This is a genomic window from Cypionkella sp., assembly GCF_036782355.1.
Classification (GTDB): Bacteria; Pseudomonadota; Alphaproteobacteria; order Rhodobacterales; family Rhodobacteraceae; genus Cypionkella.
Genome location: NZ_DAIPZF010000001.1, coordinates 51,677 through 71,134, shown reverse-complemented (window position 1 = coordinate 71,134; position 19,458 = coordinate 51,677). Strand labels below are relative to the sequence as shown.

General features: G+C 59.5%; 20 protein-coding genes. 14 read left to right on the top strand and 6 right to left on the bottom strand.

The genetic code is table 11. The annotated features are described in order from the left end of the window. Positions 1 to 59: 59 nt before the first annotated feature. Together sseA and V7Q10_RS00330 are read left to right on the top strand one after the other, a co-directional pair. Entirely contained in the window at positions 60 to 920 is an 861-nt protein-coding gene (gene sseA, locus V7Q10_RS00335; protein ID WP_333867031.1) for a 3-mercaptopyruvate sulfurtransferase, read from the top strand. 4 nt (positions 921 to 924) lie between these two features. Beyond that, positions 925 to 2,103 (top strand): amino acid aminotransferase, encoded by a 1,179-nt coding sequence (locus V7Q10_RS00330; protein WP_333867030.1) that lies wholly within the window; start codon positions 925 to 927, stop codon positions 2,101 to 2,103. Positions 2,104 to 2,319: 216 nt separating this feature from the next. On the opposite strand, the gene V7Q10_RS00325 is transcribed toward V7Q10_RS00330, so the two are convergent. Both V7Q10_RS00325 and V7Q10_RS00320 read right to left on the bottom strand, forming a co-directional pair. Next, a complete protein-coding gene (locus V7Q10_RS00325) occupies positions 2,320 to 3,651 on the bottom strand; it encodes an ammonium transporter (RefSeq protein WP_442885797.1) in 1,332 nt (443 codons plus the stop codon). Between the two features lie 13 nt (positions 3,652 to 3,664). After that, on the bottom strand, positions 3,665 to 4,003 hold the full coding sequence (locus tag V7Q10_RS00320) for a P-II family nitrogen regulator (protein ID WP_333867029.1): 339 nt from the start codon (positions 4,001 to 4,003) through the stop codon (positions 3,665 to 3,667). Positions 4,004 to 4,257: 254 nt separating this feature from the next. On the opposite strand from V7Q10_RS00320, the gene V7Q10_RS00315 reads away from it, so the two are divergent. After that, the gene (locus tag V7Q10_RS00315; protein ID WP_333867028.1) at positions 4,258 to 6,438 is read left to right on the top strand and encodes a transglycosylase domain-containing protein; all 2,181 of its coding nucleotides are present in this window, start codon (positions 4,258 to 4,260) and stop codon (positions 6,436 to 6,438) included. A gap of 42 nt (positions 6,439 to 6,480) precedes the next feature. Here V7Q10_RS00315 and V7Q10_RS00310 read toward each other — a convergent pair whose 3' ends face one another. After that, entirely contained in the window at positions 6,481 to 7,092 is a 612-nt protein-coding gene (locus V7Q10_RS00310) for an MlaC/ttg2D family ABC transporter substrate-binding protein (RefSeq protein WP_442885796.1), read from the bottom strand. Next, positions 7,082 to 7,855 (bottom strand): MlaA family lipoprotein, encoded by a 774-nt coding sequence (locus V7Q10_RS00305; protein ID WP_333867027.1) that lies wholly within the window; start codon positions 7,853 to 7,855, stop codon positions 7,082 to 7,084. Before V7Q10_RS00305 ends, V7Q10_RS00310 begins: the two co-directional genes overlap by 11 nt. A gap of 234 nt (positions 7,856 to 8,089) precedes the next feature. On the opposite strand from V7Q10_RS00305, the gene V7Q10_RS00300 reads away from it, so the two are divergent. The 6 genes from V7Q10_RS00300 (at position 8,090) to V7Q10_RS00275 (ending at position 14,080) form a co-directional block, all read left to right on the top strand. Continuing rightward, positions 8,090 to 9,829 (top strand): type I secretion system permease/ATPase, encoded by a 1,740-nt coding sequence (locus V7Q10_RS00300; protein ID WP_442885795.1) that lies wholly within the window; start codon positions 8,090 to 8,092, stop codon positions 9,827 to 9,829. Continuing rightward, on the top strand, positions 9,826 to 11,133 hold the full coding sequence (locus tag V7Q10_RS00295) for an HlyD family type I secretion periplasmic adaptor subunit (RefSeq protein ID WP_333867026.1): 1,308 nt from the start codon (positions 9,826 to 9,828) through the stop codon (positions 11,131 to 11,133). The genes V7Q10_RS00300 and V7Q10_RS00295 overlap by 4 nt, the downstream gene beginning before the upstream one ends. A 141-nt stretch (positions 11,134 to 11,274) precedes the next feature. Then, entirely contained in the window at positions 11,275 to 11,736 is a 462-nt protein-coding gene (locus V7Q10_RS00290) for a RidA family protein (protein ID WP_333867025.1), read from the top strand. Continuing rightward, positions 11,736 to 12,506: a glycerophosphodiester phosphodiesterase family protein gene (locus V7Q10_RS00285; RefSeq protein ID WP_333867024.1), complete on the top strand. Its 771-nt coding sequence runs from the start codon at positions 11,736 to 11,738 to the stop codon at positions 12,504 to 12,506. The genes V7Q10_RS00290 and V7Q10_RS00285 overlap by 1 nt, the downstream gene beginning before the upstream one ends. Before the next feature lie 69 nt (positions 12,507 to 12,575). After that, positions 12,576 to 13,694: a GNAT family N-acetyltransferase gene (locus V7Q10_RS00280; protein WP_333867164.1), complete on the top strand. Its 1,119-nt coding sequence runs from the start codon at positions 12,576 to 12,578 to the stop codon at positions 13,692 to 13,694. A gap of 11 nt (positions 13,695 to 13,705) precedes the next feature. Further along, positions 13,706 to 14,080 carry a 4a-hydroxytetrahydrobiopterin dehydratase gene (locus V7Q10_RS00275; protein ID WP_394971716.1) on the top strand — a complete coding sequence of 125 codons (375 nt, stop codon included), beginning with the start codon at positions 13,706 to 13,708 and terminating at the stop codon, positions 14,078 to 14,080. A 3-nt stretch (positions 14,081 to 14,083) separates the two neighbouring features. Here the strand turns inward: V7Q10_RS00275 and V7Q10_RS00270 are convergent, their stop codons facing one another. Then, the gene (locus V7Q10_RS00270) at positions 14,084 to 14,572 is read right to left on the bottom strand and encodes a peroxiredoxin (protein WP_333867023.1); all 489 of its coding nucleotides are present in this window, start codon (positions 14,570 to 14,572) and stop codon (positions 14,084 to 14,086) included. 80 nt (positions 14,573 to 14,652) lie between these two features. Here V7Q10_RS00270 and V7Q10_RS00265 point away from each other — a divergent pair, with 80 nt between their 5' ends. Genes V7Q10_RS00265 through V7Q10_RS00255 form a run of 3 tightly spaced genes read left to right on the top strand, consistent with a single transcriptional unit; the run spans position 14,653 to position 17,053 of the window. Continuing rightward, positions 14,653 to 15,858, top strand: coding sequence for an NAD(P)/FAD-dependent oxidoreductase (locus V7Q10_RS00265; protein WP_333867022.1), 1,206 nt, complete (start codon positions 14,653 to 14,655; stop codon positions 15,856 to 15,858). Further along, positions 15,855 to 16,412, top strand: a complete 558-nt coding sequence (gene rsmD / locus V7Q10_RS00260) for a 16S rRNA (guanine(966)-N(2))-methyltransferase RsmD (protein WP_333867021.1) — start codon at positions 15,855 to 15,857, stop codon at positions 16,410 to 16,412. The genes V7Q10_RS00265 and rsmD overlap by 4 nt, the downstream gene beginning before the upstream one ends. Continuing rightward, positions 16,409 to 17,053, top strand: a complete 645-nt coding sequence (locus V7Q10_RS00255; protein ID WP_333867020.1) for an HAD family hydrolase — start codon at positions 16,409 to 16,411, stop codon at positions 17,051 to 17,053. The genes rsmD and V7Q10_RS00255 overlap by 4 nt, the downstream gene beginning before the upstream one ends. Here V7Q10_RS00255 and map read toward each other — a convergent pair. Further along, the gene (map, locus tag V7Q10_RS00250; protein WP_333867019.1) at positions 17,050 to 17,859 is read right to left on the bottom strand and encodes a type I methionyl aminopeptidase; all 810 of its coding nucleotides are present in this window, start codon (positions 17,857 to 17,859) and stop codon (positions 17,050 to 17,052) included. The two genes, V7Q10_RS00255 and map, sit on opposite strands and share 4 nt — an antisense overlap. A gap of 148 nt (positions 17,860 to 18,007) precedes the next feature. Here map and V7Q10_RS00245 point away from each other — a divergent pair, with 148 nt between their 5' ends. Together V7Q10_RS00245 and V7Q10_RS00240 are read left to right on the top strand one after the other, a co-directional pair. After that, positions 18,008 to 18,730: a competence/damage-inducible protein A gene (locus V7Q10_RS00245; protein ID WP_333867018.1), complete on the top strand. Its 723-nt coding sequence runs from the start codon at positions 18,008 to 18,010 to the stop codon at positions 18,728 to 18,730. Next, complete coding sequence (locus V7Q10_RS00240; protein WP_333867017.1) at positions 18,727 to 19,434, top strand: GNAT family N-acetyltransferase; 708 nt, start codon at positions 18,727 to 18,729, stop codon at positions 19,432 to 19,434. The genes V7Q10_RS00245 and V7Q10_RS00240 overlap by 4 nt, the downstream gene beginning before the upstream one ends. Positions 19,435 to 19,458 lie beyond the last annotated feature (24 nt).

Here is a 19,458-nt window from a genome sequence, read left to right as displayed (position 1 = left end):
CCCTTGCCAGAAACCGACGTTGGGTTTACTGCGGCAGCACACTCAGCGCGGAGCGAAGCATGACACCCTCCCCCAATGATGACCCGAAAACCCTTGTGTCGACGGCATGGCTTGCCGCACATCTAAAGGATCCCGATCTGCGGGTGCTGGATGCAAGCTGGTTTCTGCCCGACATGGCCCGCGACGCGCAGGCTGAATACGCCGCAGGCCATATTCCCGGCGCGCGGTTTTTCGACATTGACGAAATCACCGACAGCCGCTCGGCGCTGCCACATATGGCACCTGCGCCAGAAAAGTTCATCTCGCGGATGCGGGCGATGGGCATTGGCGACGGGCATCAGGTGGTGGTCTATGACGCCTTGGGCCTGTTTTCCGCCGCCCGCGTCTGGTGGACGTTCCGGCTGATGGGCAAGACCGATATCGCGGTGCTGGATGGCGGGCTGCCGAAATGGCGTGCCGAGGGCCGCGAGCTGGAAGACATGCCGCCAATGGTGCGCGACCGCCATATGACCACGGCGCGCCAGAACCATCTGGTCAAGGATGTCACCCAAGTCGCCCATGCCGCCAAATTGGGCGAGGCCGAGATCATCGACGCCCGTGCCGCCGCGCGCTTTCGCGGTGAAGCCCCCGAACCCCGGCCCGGCCTGCGCGCGGGGCATATTCCGGGCTCGAAAAACGTGCCATTCGCCAGCCTGCTGAATGCAGATGCCACGATGAAACCGCCAGCCGAGCTGCGCGCGATCTTTGAGGCCGCACACGTTGATCTGACAAAACCCGCCATCACCTCTTGCGGGTCTGGCGTGACGGCCGCCGTGCTCAGCCTTGCGCTGGAACGCATCGGCCACCGCAACCATGCGCTCTACGATGGCTCTTGGGCCGAATGGGGCATGTATGACGACCTCGCGGTCGAAAAAGGATAATAGGATGCTAGAACAGCTAAACCCGCAGCCGCAGGACAAAATCCTGCAACTGATCGCAATGTACCGCGAAGACCCGCGTGCAGATAAGATCGACCTTGGCGTCGGCGTCTACAAAGACGCAACAGGCCTAACGCCAGTGATGCGCGCGGTCAAAGCCGCAGAAAAGCAGTTGTGGGAGATCGAGACCACCAAGACCTATACCGGCCTTGCAGGCGAGCCCGCCTATAACGCTGCGATGATCGAGATGATCCTTGGCGCGGGCTTTGCCGAGCGCGCAGCCTCGGTCGCCACACCGGGCGGCACCGGGGCGATCCGTCAGGCGCTGGAGCTGATCAAACTCGCCTCGCCCAAGGCAAAGGTCTGGCTGTCAAACCCAACCTGGCCAAACCACCCCTCGATCATCAAATACCTTGGCATGCAGATGGCCGAATACCGCTATTTCGACGCCGAAACCCGCGGCATCGACTTTGACGGCCTGATGCAAGATCTGGCCAATGTCGCCGCAGGCGACGCGGTGCTGCTGCATGGCTGCTGCCACAATCCAACCGGCGCCAATCTGAACGCCGATCAATGGGCACAGGTCGCAGCGCTTTTGCTGGCCAAAGGCGCGATCCCCTTCGTCGATCTGGCCTATCAAGGCTTTGGCGACGGACTGGAAGAAGACGCCGCTGCCACCCGGATAATCGCTGCCACCTTCCCAGAAGTGCTGATTGCAGCTTCCTGTAGCAAAAACTTTGGCATTTACCGCGAACGCACCGGCATCCTGATTGCCTTGGGCGAGGCCACCCGTAAAGCCATCACCCAAGGCAACCTGAACTTCCTAAACCGGCAGAACTACAGCTTTCCGCCCGATCATGGTGCGCGGCTGGTGACGATGATCTTACAAGACGACGCCCTGCGCGCCGATTGGAAGGCCGAACTGGAAGAGGTGCGCCAAAACATGCTGGGCTTGCGCCAAAGCCTTGCCGACGCGCTGCGGCTTGCCACCAACTCAGATCGATTTGACTTCGTGGCCAGCCATCGCGGCATGTTCAGCCGCCTTGGCCTGACCGAAGCACAAGTCAACCTCCTGCGTGAAGAGCATGGCATCTATATGGTGGGCGACAGCCGCATCAACATCGCTGGATTGAACGCAAAAACCGTTCCGATCCTTGCGGCAGCGATTGCGAAAGTGACCAGCTAAAACAAGGGGGGGCTGTCTGCCCCCCCACGGCCTTCGGCCTCCCCCCCGAGGATATTTTTAGACAGATGAAGACCAAGTACGCGCTTTATTTCATCTGTCTTTAAATATCCTGGGGGGAGCGCAGCGGGGGGCAAAGCCCCCCTTTCTTCTTGTTTTAAATATGAAGACACCCCGGCAGAGAATTCTGTCGGGGTGTCTATTCATTAAGTGCAACTCTTAGCCGTGATAGGCCTGTTCGCCATGCGAGGTCAGGTCAAGGCCTTGACGTTCGACATCTGCTTCGACGCGCAGACCAACGGTCATGTCGGCGATCTTATAGGCGATGAAGGCCACGACAGCGGACCAGACGATGGTGATCACAACGGCTTCGGTCTGGATCCAGACTTGCGATCCGATCGAATAGTCGTCGCCGTTTACGCCACCCAAGGAGCCTGCCGAGAACACGCCTGTCAGGATGGCGCCGACGATGCCGCCGATGCCGTGCACCCCAAAGACGTCAAGGCTGTCGTCATAGCCAAGCTTATTCTTCACAACGGTGACGAAGAAGTAGCAGGCGAAAACCGCAAGTACACCGACAGCAATGGCGCCCATCGGGCCAACGGTACCGCAAGCAGGGGTGATGGCGACAAGGCCAGCAACCATACCCGAAGCCGCACCAAGCATCGAGGCTTTGCCACGCTGCAGGCCTTCCAGCGCCGACCAGGTCAGCGTCGCAGCAGCCGTTGCGATAAAGGTATTGATCATCGCCAAGGTTGCGCCGCCGTTCGATTCGAGGTTCGAGCCAGCGTTGAAGCCAAACCAACCAACCCAGAGCATCGAAGCGCCGATCATGGTCATCACCATCGAATGCGGTGCCATGTTTTCTTTGCCAAGACCAATGCGCTTGCCGATCAAGATGCAGCCAACCAAAGCCGCAACCCCTGCGTTGATGTGCACAACTGTGCCGCCTGCAAAGTCGATTGCGCCAAGGTTAAAGATATAGCCGGCTGCGTCCCAAACCATATGGGCGATTGGGAAGTAAGCGAAGGTCACCCAGAGAAAGGTGAAGATCAGCACGGCAGAGAATTTCACCCGCTCGGCAAAGGCGCCGATGATCAGCGCAGGCGTGATCGCGGCAAAGGTCATCTGGAAGGCGATGAACACGAACTCGGGGATCACCACGCCGTCGGTGAAGGTCGCGGCCATGCTGTCGGTGGTGACACCCGCAAGGAACAGCTTACCAAACCCGCCCCAGAACGGCGAGGTGCCGCCGCCAAAGCTGACCGAATAGCCGAAAACGACCCACATAATCATCACCATGCAAGCGATGATCGTTGTCTGCATCAAGACAGACAGCATGTTTTTGCTGCGCACAAGGCCACCGTAAAACAGCGCCAGGCCGGGCAGGATCATGAACAGCACCAAAACGGTCGAGGTCATCATCCAAGACACATCGCCCTTGTCCATCACGGGGGCAGCCGCCTCTGCGGCCGGGGCCGCCGCTTCTTGCGCGAGGGCAGGCAAGGCTGCCAGCATCGCCGCTACGCTAAGTCCAAACTTCTTCATCATCATCTGTCCCCTCTCACAGCGCGTCGTCATCGACGTCGCCGGTGCGCACGCGCAAAGCGCTTGCCACGTCCAACACAAAAATCTTGCCGTCACCGATCTTGCCGGTCCGTGCGGTCTTGGTGATTGTTTCGACCACAGTGTCGGCAAGGCTATCTGCCACGACGATTTCAAGCCGCATCTTTGGCACAAAATTCACCGCGTATTCCGCGCCACGATAGATTTCCGTATGGCCCGACTGCATGCCGAAACCTTTGATTTCTGTGACCATCATCCCACGCACGCCGATTTCGGTCAGCGCTTCGCGGACCTCGTCGAGCTTGTAGGGCTTAATGGCGGCTATGATCATTTTCACGATGCACCCCTTCGTTTTTACCAAGGCCCGTGATCGGCCCTCGGAAGCAGAAGGCGGCTTTCGCAGCTGCAGCACAAGTTTTCGGCAGCTGCACAGCGCCTGGTTCAAGGCATAAGATTATATTTTAGGCGAAATTAGGCCGGAACGCCTAATTTAAGGGCGGCAGCAATTCGCGAATCGACACTGGCACCGCTCCACAATTGGTTGAAAAGCGGTTAAGCTGATAAAAATACAAAAACGGAAAGCAGTCGGGCATGGCGGGACATCGGACCAAGGGCACGCCACTTGTGGCGGATCGGCGCTATGGCGCAAGCACGGCAAGCAGGCCGCCGCCTCCCCCAAAAAAGCCAAACCGCAACCGGAAACCCGCGCAAAAGCCGCGGCGAGGACTATTTTCTCGGCTGTTTGCCTGGATTGGGCGGCTGATCTGGGCGGTGGTTTGGCGGGTGTCTTTGGTTATTGGCCTGATCTTGTCGGGCTTTGTGTTCTATTTCTATCAACAGCTTCCGCCGGTCTCGGCGCTGCTGGATGGGCGCGCCAAGGGATCGGTGACGCTGCTGGACCGTAACGACACGGTCTTTGCGTGGCGGGGGGAAACCTTTGGCGGGCAAATCACCTCGGACACGGTTTCGCCCTTTCTAAAGGACGCGGTGGTCGCGACCGAGGATAAGCGGTTTTATCAGCATTTTGGCGTCAGCCCACGCGGCATTGCCTCGGCGATCAGCATCAACCTTGCGGCAGGGCGCGGGCCGCTTGAGGGCAACGGCGGCTCGACGATCACGCAGCAGGTTGCGAAACTGCTGTGTCTGGGCACGGCTTACGATCCAAAACAGTGGAAATCCGAGGCGGCCTATGAAGACGACTGCCGCTCGGGTGGGGTCAAGCGCAAGCTGAACGAGATCCCCTATGCTCTGGCGATGGAGGTGAAATATTCCAAGGCTGAGATCCTGACGATCTATTTCAACCGCGCCTATCTGGGTGCAGGCGCGCGCGGCTTCGAAGCGGCAGCCCAGCGCTATTTTGGAATTTCGGCCAATCAGGTCAACCCAGCGCAGGCCGCGATGCTGGCAGGACTGCTGAAAGCGCCGTCAAAATATGCGCCCACCAACAATCTTCAGCGCGCGCAAGACCGCGCCAATGTGATTGTGGGCCTGATGCAGGATCAAGGCTATCTGACCAAAGCGCAGGCAGACGAGGCCCGCGCGCACCCCGCACAGCTGTCAGAGGCAGCACAAACGAAATCGGGCGGCTTTTTCGCCGATTGGGTGATGGAAAGCGCGCCAGATTTTCTGACCTCGACCACGACCGAAGATGTGATCATGCGCACAACGCTGGATCAAAACATGCAAAAGCAGGCCGAAGAGGGGCTGGCCTTTGTGTTTGATACCAAGATCACTGCGGGCTCGAAGGCCCAAGCGGCGATTGTGGTGATGAGCGCAAATGGCGCGGTGCGGGCGATGGTGGGCGGGCGCAAGATTGCCGCGGCGGGCAGCTTTAACCGCGCCACGCAGGCGCTGCGCCAGACGGGGTCTTCGTTCAAACCCTTCGTCTATGCCGCAGCAATGGATATGGGCTGGTCGCCCTCTGACTTTGTCGAAGACACGCCGCTGACGATCAATATTCCAGGCTCGGGCCCTTGGAGCCCTGACAATTATGACCATAAATTCAAGGGGCTGATCACTTTGACCGAGGCTTTGCAAGAAAGCCGCAATGTACCTGCGGTGCGGGTCGCCGAGGCGGTCGGCCGCGACGCTGTGCGTACCGTCGCGCAGGGCTTTGGCATTGAAAGCAGCCTTGCCGCTGGCCCCGCGCTGGCGCTGGGAGCGTCAGAATCAACGTTGATCGAGATGACAGGCGCCTATGCCGGCATTTTGAACGGCGGCTCTTCGGTCACCCCTTATGGGCTGGAAGAGTTAAAGCTGAAGGGCGAGGCAGACTCGCTGATGGGCGCAGGCGGCGGCATTGGCGAGCGGGTGATCTCGCAGCAGGCCGCCGGGCTGTTGACCTATATGATGTCGCGGGTGGTGGCCGAGGGCACCGGCGCGCGCGCAAAGCTGGCGGATCGTCCGGCAGCGGGCAAGACAGGCACCACCTCTTCGGCGCGGGATGCTTGGTTTATTGGCTTTACCGGCGATTATGTCTGCGGCGTCTGGATCGGCAATGATGACAACTCACCCCTGAAAAACGTCACAGGCGGCACGCTGCCCGCAGAAATTTGGCACGAGGTGATGACCCGCATCGAGACAGGCGCGCCGGTGACCGAACTGCCAATGATTTTGCCCGACGTCCGCGTTGCACCGCAAAACCTTGGCGCGTCATTGGCAAGTGGGGCAGCACCCAGAGATCAAAGCGGCACGGCCTCGCAACCGCTGATGAATCCGTCGGATAATCAAGTCGAAGCGCTGCTGCGCGAAATCTTTGGCAAAAAACAATAAAGCGCCGCAAAAGGCGCTTTATTTTATAATAATATCAAAGATTTAGGCGGTCTTTAGATCGACGATCAACGCATCCAAATCGCCCTTGCGCTTGTCCAGCATAGCGCCAATCTCAGCCCCTTCGGAGGCAAGCATATTGATGCCTTCAATAATGATATTGAAGAAAAGATTGCGCCCCGATTTATCCGAGACATGCCAGCGCAAATCAAAAGGCGCCTGGCCTTTCAGCAAGGCAACAGAGACCACTTCATAAAAGCTTTTCAACGGGCGCGCATCGGTGACTTCGATCGTGCCACCGATAAATTCACGAAAGCGCGAGCCGTATTTGCGGCTGATATAGCCTTGAAAAGCCTTGGTAAAGGCCGCCATCTGCGCCTTGCTGGCGCTGCGCGCAGCAGGCCCCAAGGCCCGCTGTGCAATGGCAGCAACATCAGCATAGCGCGAAAAGATCCGCTCGAAATCGCCGTACATCGCGGTTTCGCTTTTGCCCGAGGCAATGGTGGCATTGATTTCGGCCACGGCCTTGTCGATGAGCGCACGCGCATCTTCAACCGTCAGCGCCAAAGCAGGCAAGGGCAAAGCCATCGCAACCGAGCCAAGCGCGAAACCCGCCGCAAACCGGCGCCGCGACATCATTGAATGGTTATTTTCCATAGGGATCCTCGTAAGGGTCAATCGCGGCGGCATCGGGGGCTTGTTGACCCAATTGATAGCGGCGATTTTGCAAATAGAGAAGCCGCGACTGCGCATAGCTGTCAGCACTTCCGTAAAGAACGGAATCGATGGTTTCGCTGTGGCGGGCGCGGGCAGCCACCACATCGCCAACCTTTGCCGCGCTCACGCCATAGGATTGCGGCGCTTTGATCCGCGGCGACAGTGGGTTCAAGGCGAAATCAACCACTTTGCCCGCAGCATCGCGTGCGGTTGAGGGGCCAAAGACTGGCAGCTCCAGATAATGGCCTTCATCAACGCCCCAAACATAAAGCGTCTCGCCAAAATCCGTCGGCTTGGCGGGAACGCCCGCAGCCGTCGCCGGATCAAACAGGCCACCAAGCCCGACAGTGGTATTGACCACAAAGCGCAGGGTGTTGTGCGCAGCCGCACCGATTCGCAGCTGCAACAGATCGTTGACGACATCACGCGGGGTATCAAGATTATCAACAAAATGCTTTAGCCCCGAGGCTACAGGCCCGCGTCCGGTGCCGCCGATCGCCTGCGAAACAGGCTTTAACACCGCCCGATCGAGGCCAAGGTTAAACGCGTGGGTTGCACGGTTTCCGGCCTCAAAGGGGTCGTTCACCCCAGCCGTGGGCAGCGGCCGCGCGCAGCCTGCAACCAGCACCAGCCCTGAAATTGCAACCGCCGCGCGCGCGACAGCCCCAAGTTTCGCAATCCTGCGCAGCGGTAAATTAGTCATAAGGCGAGTCCTAAATTGTTTGCGGCCGAGAAACACTTTCGCTCTACTAGTCCAAGCGTTAAGCAGAGTCGAACCACAAGACAACGCCCAAGCCCAAGTTGTGAACGATTTGGGGCGGTTTTTGCCAGGTCTGCGCCAATTGATCGCAGCTTAGGCAAATAATGGCGCGCTCTTCATCCAGATTTAAGACCTATTGCCGCAGATTGGCTGCGTGAGGCGATAAGAAGGTCTGCTGTGGCGATAAAATCCGACAGAACCTTGGGCGAGAGCCTGCTGCGACAGGCGCATGCGGGTCAGAGTCGCTTGCTCTGGGCGGTGGGGATTTTTTCGGTCTTCACAAATCTGCTGCAACTAACCGGTGCTGTCTATATGTTGCAGGTCTATGATCGGGTCTTGGCCAGCCGGTCAGAGCCGACTTTGGTGGCGCTTTCAGGCTTGGCAACAGGTCTCTTTATCGCCTTGGCCTTGCTGGACCATGCCCGCGCCCGCATCACCACGCGGATGGGTGCAAAGCTGCAAGATCGTCTGGATCGCCGCGTCTTTGCGGTTGCGCTGCGCAGCCTGATGCTTTGGCCCGATGACGCAGCCGCCCGTGCCGCGCAAAGCGATCTAGAAGCCGTGCAACGGCTTTGGGCCTCTCCAGTGGTGTTGGCAATCTTTGATGTGCCTTGGATACCATTGTTTTTCTTGCTGATTTTTGCCTTCCACCCCCTGCTTGGCCTATTGGCGCTTGGGGGTGGCGCGACTTTGATTGTTTTGACCTCTTTAACTCAACAGCTTGCCAAACAACCGCTGGCCGAAACCAATGCCCAAGCCATCGCGGCCGAGCGGATGGCTGACCAGATCAAGGCCGAGGTCGAGACCGTTCAAGCCATGGGGATGACGCAGGCAAGCTTTGATCGCTGGCAAAAGCTGCGTCAGGCGGGGCTGGTGGCCTCGCTTGCGGCGGGCGACCGCATTGGGCTTTTTGGCACCCTATCGCGCAGTTTTCGCCTATTTTTGCAATCAGCGATGCTTGGATTGGGGGCTTGGTTGGTGCTGCAAAATCAGCTTTCGGCCGGTGCAATGATTGCAACCTCGATCCTGCTTGGCAGGGCTTTGGCCCCGATCGAGCAAGCCATCGGCCAATGGGCGACCGTTTCGCGTGCGCAAGAAGGCTGGGCGCGGCTGGCACTGCTGCTGTCACGCCTGCCTGAACAGCCCGCGCGCACCGCCCTTCCTGCGCCGAAAGGCTGGCTGAAAGTCGATAATCTAACGGTTTTTCCACCCAGCCAGACGCAAGCCAGCCTGCGCGCTGTCAGTTTCGAGCTGCACCCGGGGCAGGCGCTCGGAGTGATTGGGGCCTCGGGCGCAGGCAAGTCCAGCCTTGCGCGCGCCCTCATCTCGGCGTGGCGGCCGGCAGGCGGCCATATTCGCTTGGGCGGTGCCAGTTTGGATCACTATGACCCCGAGGTTTTGGGCAGCTATATCGGCTATTTACCGCAACGCGTGGGGCTTTTTGACGGCACAATCGCCGAGAATATCGCCAGACTGCGCTCTGGGGTTGATGCCGAAAAAATTATCGCTGCAGCCCAAAAAGCCGCGGCGCATGAGATGATTCTGCGGCTGCCGCAGGGCTATGATACGCGGATTTCGCCCTCTGGCAGCGGGTTGTCGGGTGGGCAAATTCAACGCATTGGGCTTGCGCGCGCTGTTTTTGGCGATCCAGTCTTGTTGGTGCTGGATGAGCCGAATTCAAACCTCGACAACGATGGCACCCATGCGCTTAACCTTGCGATTCGCGCGACAAAAGCGGCCGGCGGCGCGGTGATCATCATGGCGCACCGCCCTGCGGCGATTCAAGAATGCGAACAGTTGCTGATGCTGGAGAATGGGCTTTGTCGCGGCTTTGGACCGCGGGATGCGGTGCTGCGCAGTTTGGTAAAGAACCAAACCCAAATCATCGCCTCGACTGATTTAGGGGGGGTGGCATGACAAAAAGCCTACCCGCTGCGTTGTCTGCCCGAAAATCGGTGATCATCGGCTTGCTCACACTGGGTCTCTTGGTCGGCGGCTTTGGCGGATGGTCATATTTCGCGAAAATAGACAGTGCAATCATTGCCTTGGGACAAGTTGAGGTTGAGAGAAACAAGCAAATCGTCCAGCATCCAGAGGGCGGCGTGGTCGCCGAAATTGCAGTCAAAGAGGCGCAGACGGTCAGCGCGGGCGATGTCTTGATCCGGCTTGACAGCACCGTTTTGCAATCGGAATTAGACCTCGTCGAGGCGCAATTATACTCATCCATCGCGCGGCGCGATCGGCTGAATTCAGAACTGGCCGACAAGGCAACACCCTTATTTTCAGCCATTTTAAACCGTCTTTCGCCCAAAAGGCCCGAACTGGCAGAGCAAATCGCTGACCAAATCGCCCTATTCCATAGCCGCAAAGCGAGTCTGCTGCGACAGAGCGCCGAATTAGGGAAACGGCAGCACCAAATCACCCTCCAGACCAAGGGTCTAACGGCGCAATTTGCGGCGACAAAGCAGCAACTATCCTACATCAATGCAGATCTTGCCGTGAAAATTAAACTTCAAAGTCAGGGGCTTGTCCAATCTTCACCCGTGCTTGCCCTACAACGTGAAGCGGCAAGGCTTCAAGGCGATCTGGCTACGTTAACCACGGCGCAAGCTGTGGCAACCGAACGCGCGATCGAAGTGACGCTCGAGGCTTTGCGCCTGAGAGAAATACGCCAAGAAGCGATCAGCGCAGAGTTACAGGATCTAAACCCGAAAATTGCAACCCTCGCGGAACGCCAAACCCAGCTGACCGACCAGATCACAAAGCTGGCAGTTCGAGCGCCGGTTTCTGGCGTCATCTTGGGTTTGCAAGTGACAGCACCGCGCGCAGTGCTGCGGGCCGCAGAGCCGATTCTCTATATTGTTCCGCAAGACCGCCCCCTGATCGTTTCGGTAAACATCCCACCTTTGCACCGCGATGAAACCCATGTTGGTCAACAGGTTAGGCTTGTCTTTCCCAGCTTTTCTGCTCGCAATATGCCGTCGATCTTTGGCCATCTGACAGGGCTTTCGGCCGATGCGCTGATCGACCCACGCAGCCAGCTTGCCTATTATCGGGCCGACATCGCCATCGACACCGATCAAATGGCCAAACTGGCAACGACACCCTTGTTGCCAGGCATGCCGGTTGAGGCTTTTATTGAAACAGGCGCGCAGGCGCCGATCACCTATCTGCTAAAGCCAATCACAGATTATTTTGCCAAGGCGATGCGTGAAAGCTGATACTGAATTTATATTCATAAATAGAACAGCAGAAAAACCGTACTGCCCAGAAGCCTAAAAACAGCCGCTTGTTACGACCAGCGGGCCTTGCCCCGTCACAATTGGCACGATAGCCTGAGGTAAGTGAAACAGGAGACTGCCATGTCGACGATCGAAGCCCGCCTTGCCGAACTTGGCGTTACCCTGCCCGATGCCCCTGCTCCGGCTGCGAACTATGTGCCCTTCGTTGTGGTTGGCAATCTGGTGCATATTTCGGGGCAGATCAGCCAAACCGCGGCCGGGCTGACCAAAGGCAAACTTGGCGCGGATATGACCGTTGAAGCGGGGGCAGAGGCTGCGAAATCCTGTGCGATTTCGCTGCTGGCACAGTTGAAAAAGGCCTGCGACGGCGATCTTTCGCGCTTGGTGCGGGCGGTTAAACTGGTGGGCTTTGTCAATTCGACCGCAGATTTCACCGATCAGCCCAAGGTGATCAATGGCGCGTCAGACTTTCTGGTTGCCGCCTTGGGTGACGCGGGGCGGCATGCGCGTTCGGCGGTTTCGGCGGCATCGCTGCCACTTGGGGTCGCGGTCGAAATCGAAGGCATTTTCGAGATACGCTGATGCGTGCGCCGCTTCCCGCCGCCTTCTTAACCACCCCGATTGCGCATCGCGCCTACCATAATCGCGCCGCGCGCCGCCCCGAGAATTCTCGGGCGGCGATACAGGCCGCGATCGAGGCTGGCTATGCCATTGAAATTGATCTGCAACTTTCGGCGGACACCATCGCGATGGTGTTTCACGACGAAGACTTGGGGCGATTGACCGAGGCTTCTGGTCTGGTCGCACAGCATAGCGCTGCGGACTTGGGCCAGATCAAACTGCGCGACAGCGACGAAGGTATCCCGACCTTGGCAGAGGTGCTGCGGCTGGTTGCGGGGCGCGTGCCGCTGCTGATCGAGATCAAAGATCAAACCGGGCTGATGTCTGAAACCGATGGCCAGTTAGAGACGGCAACGGCGGCAGAGCTTGCGCACTATGCAGGCCCGGTTGCGGTGATGTCGTTCAACCCGCATGCGATTGCGCGCATGGCAAGACTTGCGCCGCAGATCGCACGGGGCCTGACCACTTCGGCCTATGATCCGGCCGATTGGGCGCCGCTGCCGGCACAAATCTGCGCCGATTTGCGCGGGATTCCCGATTATGATCGCGCGCTTTGCAGCTTTATCAGCCACGAGGCCGCCGATCTGGCCGCCCCAAGGGTGGCAGAGTTGCAGGCGCAGGGTGCGGCGATTTTGTGCTGGACGATCAAATCGGCAGAGGCCGAAGCAAAAGCGCGCAAATATGCACAGAATATCACCTTCGAGGGCTATGCGGCCTTGCCTCCGGCCTAGGCTGCTCCATCTTCTGACACAGCACAGACGGGGGCAAAGGTGTCACTGCAAGCCGATCTTCTGAACGGAATGTCCGAGATTTCTGCCCAAGACTGGGACGCTTTGGCTTGCCCCGAGGGCAGAGCGATTGACCCCTTTACCACGCATCGGTTTTTGGCGGCGCTGGATGCTTCGGGCTCAACCGGCAAGGGCACTGGCTGGCAAACCCGCCCTTTGGTGCTGCGCGACGGTGCGGCGGTGGCGGCGCTGCCGCTTTATGTCAAATCGCACAGTCAGGGCGAATATATCTTTGATCACGGCTGGGCGCAGGCCTTAGAGCGCGCGGGCGGCAGTTATTACCCCAAACTGCAAGTCGCGGTGCCCTTCACCCCTGCCACCGGCAAGCGGTTTCTGGGCGATCCAAAATGGCGCGAAGCCCTGCTGGAAACCGCGATTTCGATTGCCGATCAAAACGGCCTGTCTTCGCTGCATTTCACCTTTTGCACCGAGGAAGAGGCCGAGGCGCTGGCCGGAAAGCACGGGCTTTTGCACCGGATCACTCAGCAGTTTCATTGGGAAAACAACGGCTACGCTGATTTTGACGGCTTTTTGACTGCACTTTCCAGTCGCAAGCGCAAGATGATCCGCAAGGAACGCGAAACCGCGCGGGCCTCTGGCCTGACCATACGCAGCCTGACCGGCGCGCAGATCGAACCGCAGCATTGGGATGCGTTTTGGCAGTTTTACCAAGACACCGGCGCGCGCAAATGGGGCACGCCCTATCTGACCCGCAGCTTTTTTGACGAGGTGCAGCGCACAATGCGCGACGATTTGCTGTTGGTGCTGGCCTTTGACGGCGAAACGCCGGTCGCAGGGGCGCTGAATTTCATCGGACGCGAGACGCTGTTTGGCCGCTATTGGGGCTGCACGCAGGAACATCCCTGTTTGCACTTTGAACTGTGCTACTATCAGGCGATCGAGTGGGCCATCGCCAACGGCTTGGCCCGAGTCGAAGCCGGCGCGCAGGGCGAACACAAACTTGCGCGCGGCTATCTGCCAACGCCGGTGCATTCGCTGCACTATATCGCCGATCCGTCGTTTCGCGATGCGGTGGCGCGCTATTTGGCAGAAGAACGTCGCGCCGTGGACGAAGAGATCGAGGTCTTGACCGCCTATGGCCCCTTCCGCCGCGTTGAAACCGAGGATTGAAAGGAAATTTCATGGCTGACTTGCTTTCCAGCGAAGCCCGCACCGCCCATCTGCCCGCCTTGGGCGAAACCGGCTGGGGGGCTGTGGCGGGGCGTGATGCGATCCGCAAGATCTGGAAGTTTCGCAATTTTTCAGAGGCTTGGGGCTTTATGACCCGCGCAGCACTTGCTGCAGAAAAGCTGAACCATCATCCCGAATGGTCGAACAAATACAATATCGTCGATGTCACCTTGGTGACCCATGATTGCGACGGCCTGTCGGATCTGGATCTGAAACTGGCCAGCTTGATGGACAAAGCCGCAGGCCCGGCCGAAGTGATCCGCGACCACTCCGAACCGATTTCCTGTCTGTGCGAGACCCGCGCCAAGGGGCACGGGGTCGCCTAGGGGTCAGATCGCGGCCAGCATCGCCTCGCCACCCGAGATGTCGCATTGACCCGCGTTTTCTTCGGCGTGCAAAACCTTGACCACACCATCAACCGCATAAAGCGCATAGCGCTTGGAGCGGTCAAAGAAGCCAATCGGCGGCACGGTAAAGTTCATCCCAATGGCCTTGGTAAAGGCGCTGTCGACATCGCCCAGCATGGTGATACCGGCCGAGGTTGCGCCCGTGCTGTCGCCCCAAGCCTTCATCACAAAGGCATCATTGACCGACAGGCAGATCACCTCGTCAACGCCTTTTGCGGCCAGTTTGTCTTGGGTGCGGATAAAGCTTGGCACATGCGCGCTGGTGCAGGTGCCGGTATAGGCACCGGGCAGACCAAAGATCACCACATTGCGGCCCGCCAGTTTGGCGGCCAGCGACACGGATTCTGGACCATTCGCGCCCATGACCTGAAGTTGTGCGTCCGGTAGTGTTGCACCTACTGAAATCGTCATAATATCTCCCCTTCGCGTTGCGTTTTCTTCTTGTGCAGATATAGGCTTTGCAACAGGCATCGACCAGAGGGGTTGGCAAAATGGACGTAGTTGTGATCGGCGCGGGTCAGGCGGGGGCGGCGGTTGCGGCCAAACTGCGGGCTTTGGGGCATGATGGCTCGATCACCTTGATCGGCGAAGAAACGGCGCCGCCCTATCAGCGCCCACCGCTGTCGAAAGCCTATCTGCTGGGGCAGATGGAGGCCGAACGGCTGTGGCTGCGGGGGCCTGAGTTTTACGCCGAGAATGCGATTGATCTGCGCTTGGGTCACCCTGTGCAAGCAATTGATCCGGTGAAGAAAACCGTGACAGTCGGGCTTGAGACTCTGACCTATGAGCAGCTGGTTTTAACCACAGGATCCATTCCGCGTCGGTTGCCAGCGGCGATTGGTGGCGGTTTGGACGGCGTCTTTACTGTGCGCAGCTTGGCCGATGTGGATGCGATGCAGCCCGAATTTGCGGCTGGACGGCGGCTGATCATCGTGGGCGGCGGCTATATTGGGCTGGAGGCGGCCGCCGTGGCCGCCAAGCTGGGGTTGGATGTAACGGTTTTAGAGATGGCGCCGCGGATTTTGCAGCGCGTCGCCTCGCCCGAAACCAGCGCTTATTTCCGCGACCTGCATCAGGCGCATGGGGTGAAAATTCTTGAGGCAACCGGGCTTGACCGCCTGCTGGGCGAGGTACGGGTGACGGGGGCGCGGCTGACAGATGGCCGCGAATTGCCTGCCGATTTTGTCATCGTTGGCGTCGGCATCATGCCTGCAACCGCGCTTGCCGAACAGGCTGGGCTTGAAATTGACAACGGCATCAAGACCAGCACTTTGGGCCGCACCTCTGATCCGTCGATCTGGGCGGCGGGCGATTGCGCCAGCTTTCCGCATGGCGCGGGGCGGCTGCGCTTGGAATCGGTGGGCAATGCGATTGATCAGGCCGAAGCGGTGGCCGAAAACATCATGGGCGCGAACCAGCCCTATGTTGCGAAACCGTGGTTTTGGTCGGATCAATACGACTGCAAGCTGCAAATCGCGGGGCTGAACACGGGCTATGACAGCATCGTGACGCGCGGGCCGGAAGGGGCGTCGGTGTCGTTCTGGTATTATTGCGGCGATCAGCTTTTGGCGGTGGATGCGATGAATGATCCGCGCGCCTATATGGTGGGCAAGCGCTTGATCGAGGCCGGAAAATCCCCCAGCAAGGCGATGGTCGCGGACCCAAGCCTTGCACTGAAAAGCCTACTTACCGCATGAGGATCATCGGCGGCACGGCGCGGGGGTTGCACCTAAGCCCACTTGGCGAAGGCGATGCGGCGGCGCATTTGCGACCCACCTCAGACCGCGTGCGCGAGTCGATCTTTAACCTGCTGATCAATGGCGGCTATGGCAACCCCTTGCGCGGGGCGCGGGTGTTGGATGTCTTTGCAGGCACCGGCGCGCTTGGGCTAGAGGCGCTGTCACGCGGCGCGGCCGAGGCGGTTTTCATCGAAAACGGCGCAACCTCGACCGCCGTTCTAAAGCGCAACATCGCGCTGATGCGGGCAGAGCCGCGCTGCGAAATCTTGCGGCGCGATGCCCTGAAACCGGGGATCAATCCGGGTGCAGGGTTTGATGTGGTGTTTCTGGACCCGCCCTATGGCAAGGCGATGGGCGAGGCGGCTTTGCAGGCGCTGCGACCGTGGCTTGCCGCCGAGGCGCTTGTGATCTGGGAAGAAAACCTAAAACCGCTGACGCCTGACGGGTTTACTCAGCTGGATCAGCGCAAATATGGCGATACTTTGGTGACGATCCTGAGGGCCGAGCTATGACCCCTTCGGCGGTGCTGTTTGATTGCGACGGCGTGGTGGTGGACAGCGAGGGGCAGACCTTTGCCCTGCTGGGCACGGAACTGGCGGGCTATGGCCTGCATTTGACGCGGGCGCAGATGGAGCAGCTGTTTCTGGGCGGCACCATTCACGGCGTCTATTTGGCCGCGCGTGCATTGGGGGCCGATCTGCCTGCGGGCTGGGTGGCGGATTTTTACGAAAAAATCTATGCTGATCTGGCGCTTGGCACCAATCTGATCGACGGAATCGAGGCGGTGCTAGACGCGCTGGACGCAAGCGGCGTGCCTTATGCCATCGGCTCGAATGGGTCAGAGGCCAAGATGGCGGTGACGCTGGGCCAACACCCGCAGCTTTTGGCGCGCTTTGGTGGCCATGTCTATTCGGGCCAAAGCCTTGGCAAACCCAAACCGGCGCCTGATCTTTACCTTTACGCCGCAGCCCAGCTTGGGGCCGATCCTGCCCGCGCGGTTGTGATCGAAGACAGCCCCAACGGGGCGATGGCGGCGCGCGCGGCGGGTATGCGCTGCTTGGGATATGCGCCACACGGCAATGCAGCCTTAGCGGCGGTTGGCGCAGAACTGTTCAGCGATATGAAAGACTTGGCCGCACTTTTGCGGCTTTAGCCATAGGTCGGATGAAACTTGCCTGCGGGCGAAAGCGTAAAGATCTCGCAGCCCGTGGCCGTGACACCGACCGAATGTTCAAACTGCGCGGACAGCGATTTATCGCGGGTCACGGCGGTCCAGTCATCGGCCAAAACCTTGGTTTCCGGGCGGCCAAGGTTCACCATCGGCTCGATGGTGAAAAACATCCCCTCTTCCAAGACCTCGCGGGCATTGGCGCGGCCATAGTGCAGCACGTTTGGCGGCGCGTGGAACACCCGACCAAGCCCATGGCCGCAGAAATCGCGCACCACTGACATGCGGCTGGCCTCGACATAAGACTGAATGGCAAAGCCGATGTCGCCAAAGGTATTGCCCGGTTTCACCGCCGCAATGCCGCGCATCAGCGCTTCGTGGGTGACTTCGATCAGCCGTTCGGCCTTGCGCGGGGCATTGCCTGCAACATACATCCGGCTGGTGTCGCCAAACCAACCATCGACGATCACCGTCACGTCAATGTTCAGAATATCGCCATCTGCCAAGATCTTAGCGCCCGGAATGCCATGGCAGACGACATGGTTGACCGAGATGCAAGAGGCGTGCTGATAACCCTTATAGCCGATGGTGGCCGAGGTGACGCCGCGCCGGACGATCTCTTCGCGGATGAAATCATCAATGGTTGCAGTCGAGACCCCGACTTTGACGTAGTCAATCGCCATGTCCAGAATTTCAGCGGCGATCCGGCCTGCTTCGCGCATGCCTGCAAAATCTGCATCCTCATAGATGCGAATGCCGTCTTTTGTCAGTCGACCACGGATATCTTCCACGCGCTAGCCCTCCGGTTTCGTCCTAGATAGGACAAGCAGCGCGGCAACGCCAGACCCACGGGGCAATCTGCCGGCAGTTGGCTCAGCGACGGGGGTTTGAAAGCGCCCTTTCGCGCCCTATACCAGTGTTAACCCAGTGGAGAACACCATGCCCAACCCAACCGCCGCCATGCTTGTGATCGGGGACGAGATCCTGTCAGGACGCACCCGCGATTCCAATATGCACTTTATCGCCAATGCGCTGACCGCGCGGGGCATTGATCTGGCCGAGGTGCGCGTCGTCGCCGATGTCCATGCCGAGATTGTCGCGGCGGTGCAGGCGCTTTCGGCAAAATATGACCATCTGTTCACTTCGGGCGGCATTGGCCCGACGCATGATGACATCACCGCCGATGCGGTGGCTGCGGCCTTTGGCGCGGGCATCAGCCACCGCGCTGATGCGATGGCGCTTTTGGGCGCACATTATGCCCGCCAAGGCATGGAGTTTAACGCAGCCCGCCAGCGGATGGCGCGGATACCAGATGGCGCCGTGCTGATCGAAAACCCGGTGTCGGTCGCGCCGGGCTTCAGCCTTGGCAATTGCCATGTGATGGCGGGGGTGCCGAAAGTGTTCGAGGCCATGGTTGCCTCGGTTCTGCCGATGCTGACCGGCGGCGCGCCTTTGGTGACGCAAAACCTGCGGCTGATGCTGGGCGAAGGCACGGTGGCCGAAGGCTTTGGCGCTTTGGCGGCAGAGTATCCTGATCTGTCGATGGGCTCTTATCCCTTCACCCAAGATGGGGCTTACGGCACCAATCTGGTGATCAGAGGTGCCGATGGCGCGCAGGTTGCAGCCGCCATGGCGCGGCTGACGGCGATGTTTGCGCCATGAGCTTTGATCTGCGCGCGGTGATGGAGGCGACTTGGCCTGCGGTCCGCACGCAGGCGGTGGGGCCATGGCTGATCCGCGAGGGGCAAGGCGGCGGGCAGCGGGTGATGGCAACCTCGCCGCGCGCAGGCTGGACGGTGCAAGACATTCCTGCGGCCGAGGCCGCGATGCAGGCGCTGGGCCAGCCGCTGATTTTTGTGATCTATCCGGGCGAAGAGGCGCTGGATGCAGCGCTTGCGGCGCAGGGCTATCGCCTGGTCGATCCGGTTGTCGGCTACGCGGCCAAAATCACAGATCTGGCGCTGCCACCGCCCGATTACATGACCACCTTTCCGCATTGGCCGCCGATGGCGATTGCCGAAACCCTGTGGCAAGAGGGCGGCATTGGCCCTGCGCGCGTGGCGGTGATGGCGCGGGCAAAGGCACCCAAGGTGGCGATTTTGGGCCGCGCCAATGACCGCGCGGCAGGCGTGGGTTTTGTCGCCCTGCATGAGGGCACCGCGATGCTGCACGCGCTTGAAGTCACACCCGCCCAGCGTCGGCAGGGTTCCGCCAACAATATCTTGCGGGCCGCAGTGCAATGGGCACAAGATAATGGCGCGCACAGCTTTTCCTTGGTGGTGACCGAAGCCAATGCAGCGGCGCGCGCGCTTTATACTTCTCTTGGTTTGGGGCTTGTGGGACAGTATCACTATCGTCGGAAATAACCCTTTAGGGGACCGAGCAGGTGA

Coding starts and splice junctions, on each gene's coding strand:
- sseA (WP_333867031.1), top strand. CDS start 60: ATGACACCCTCCCCCAATGATGACCCGAAAACCCTTGTGTCGACGGCA.
- V7Q10_RS00330 (WP_333867030.1), top strand. CDS start 925: ATGCTAGAACAGCTAAACCCGCAGCCGCAGGACAAAATCCTGCAACTG.
- V7Q10_RS00325 (WP_442885797.1), bottom strand. CDS start 3,651: ATGATGAAGAAGTTTGGACTTAGCGTAGCGGCGATGCTGGCAGCCTTG.
- V7Q10_RS00315 (WP_333867028.1), top strand. CDS start 4,258: ATGGCGGGACATCGGACCAAGGGCACGCCACTTGTGGCGGATCGGCGC.
- V7Q10_RS00310 (WP_442885796.1), bottom strand. CDS start 7,092: ATGGAAAATAACCATTCAATGATGTCGCGGCGCCGGTTTGCGGCGGGT.
- V7Q10_RS00305 (WP_333867027.1), bottom strand. CDS start 7,855: ATGACTAATTTACCGCTGCGCAGGATTGCGAAACTTGGGGCTGTCGCG.
- V7Q10_RS00295 (WP_333867026.1), top strand. CDS start 9,826: ATGACAAAAAGCCTACCCGCTGCGTTGTCTGCCCGAAAATCGGTGATC.
- V7Q10_RS00290 (WP_333867025.1), top strand. CDS start 11,275: ATGTCGACGATCGAAGCCCGCCTTGCCGAACTTGGCGTTACCCTGCCC.
- V7Q10_RS00285 (WP_333867024.1), top strand. CDS start 11,736: ATGCGTGCGCCGCTTCCCGCCGCCTTCTTAACCACCCCGATTGCGCAT.
- V7Q10_RS00280 (WP_333867164.1), top strand. CDS start 12,576: ATGTCCGAGATTTCTGCCCAAGACTGGGACGCTTTGGCTTGCCCCGAG.
- V7Q10_RS00275 (WP_394971716.1), top strand. CDS start 13,706: ATGGCTGACTTGCTTTCCAGCGAAGCCCGCACCGCCCATCTGCCCGCC.
- V7Q10_RS00270 (WP_333867023.1), bottom strand. CDS start 14,572: ATGACGATTTCAGTAGGTGCAACACTACCGGACGCACAACTTCAGGTC.
- V7Q10_RS00265 (WP_333867022.1), top strand. CDS start 14,653: ATGGACGTAGTTGTGATCGGCGCGGGTCAGGCGGGGGCGGCGGTTGCG.
- rsmD (WP_333867021.1), top strand. CDS start 15,855: ATGAGGATCATCGGCGGCACGGCGCGGGGGTTGCACCTAAGCCCACTT.
- V7Q10_RS00255 (WP_333867020.1), top strand. CDS start 16,409: ATGACCCCTTCGGCGGTGCTGTTTGATTGCGACGGCGTGGTGGTGGAC.
- V7Q10_RS00245 (WP_333867018.1), top strand. CDS start 18,008: ATGCCCAACCCAACCGCCGCCATGCTTGTGATCGGGGACGAGATCCTG.
- V7Q10_RS00240 (WP_333867017.1), top strand. CDS start 18,727: ATGAGCTTTGATCTGCGCGCGGTGATGGAGGCGACTTGGCCTGCGGTC.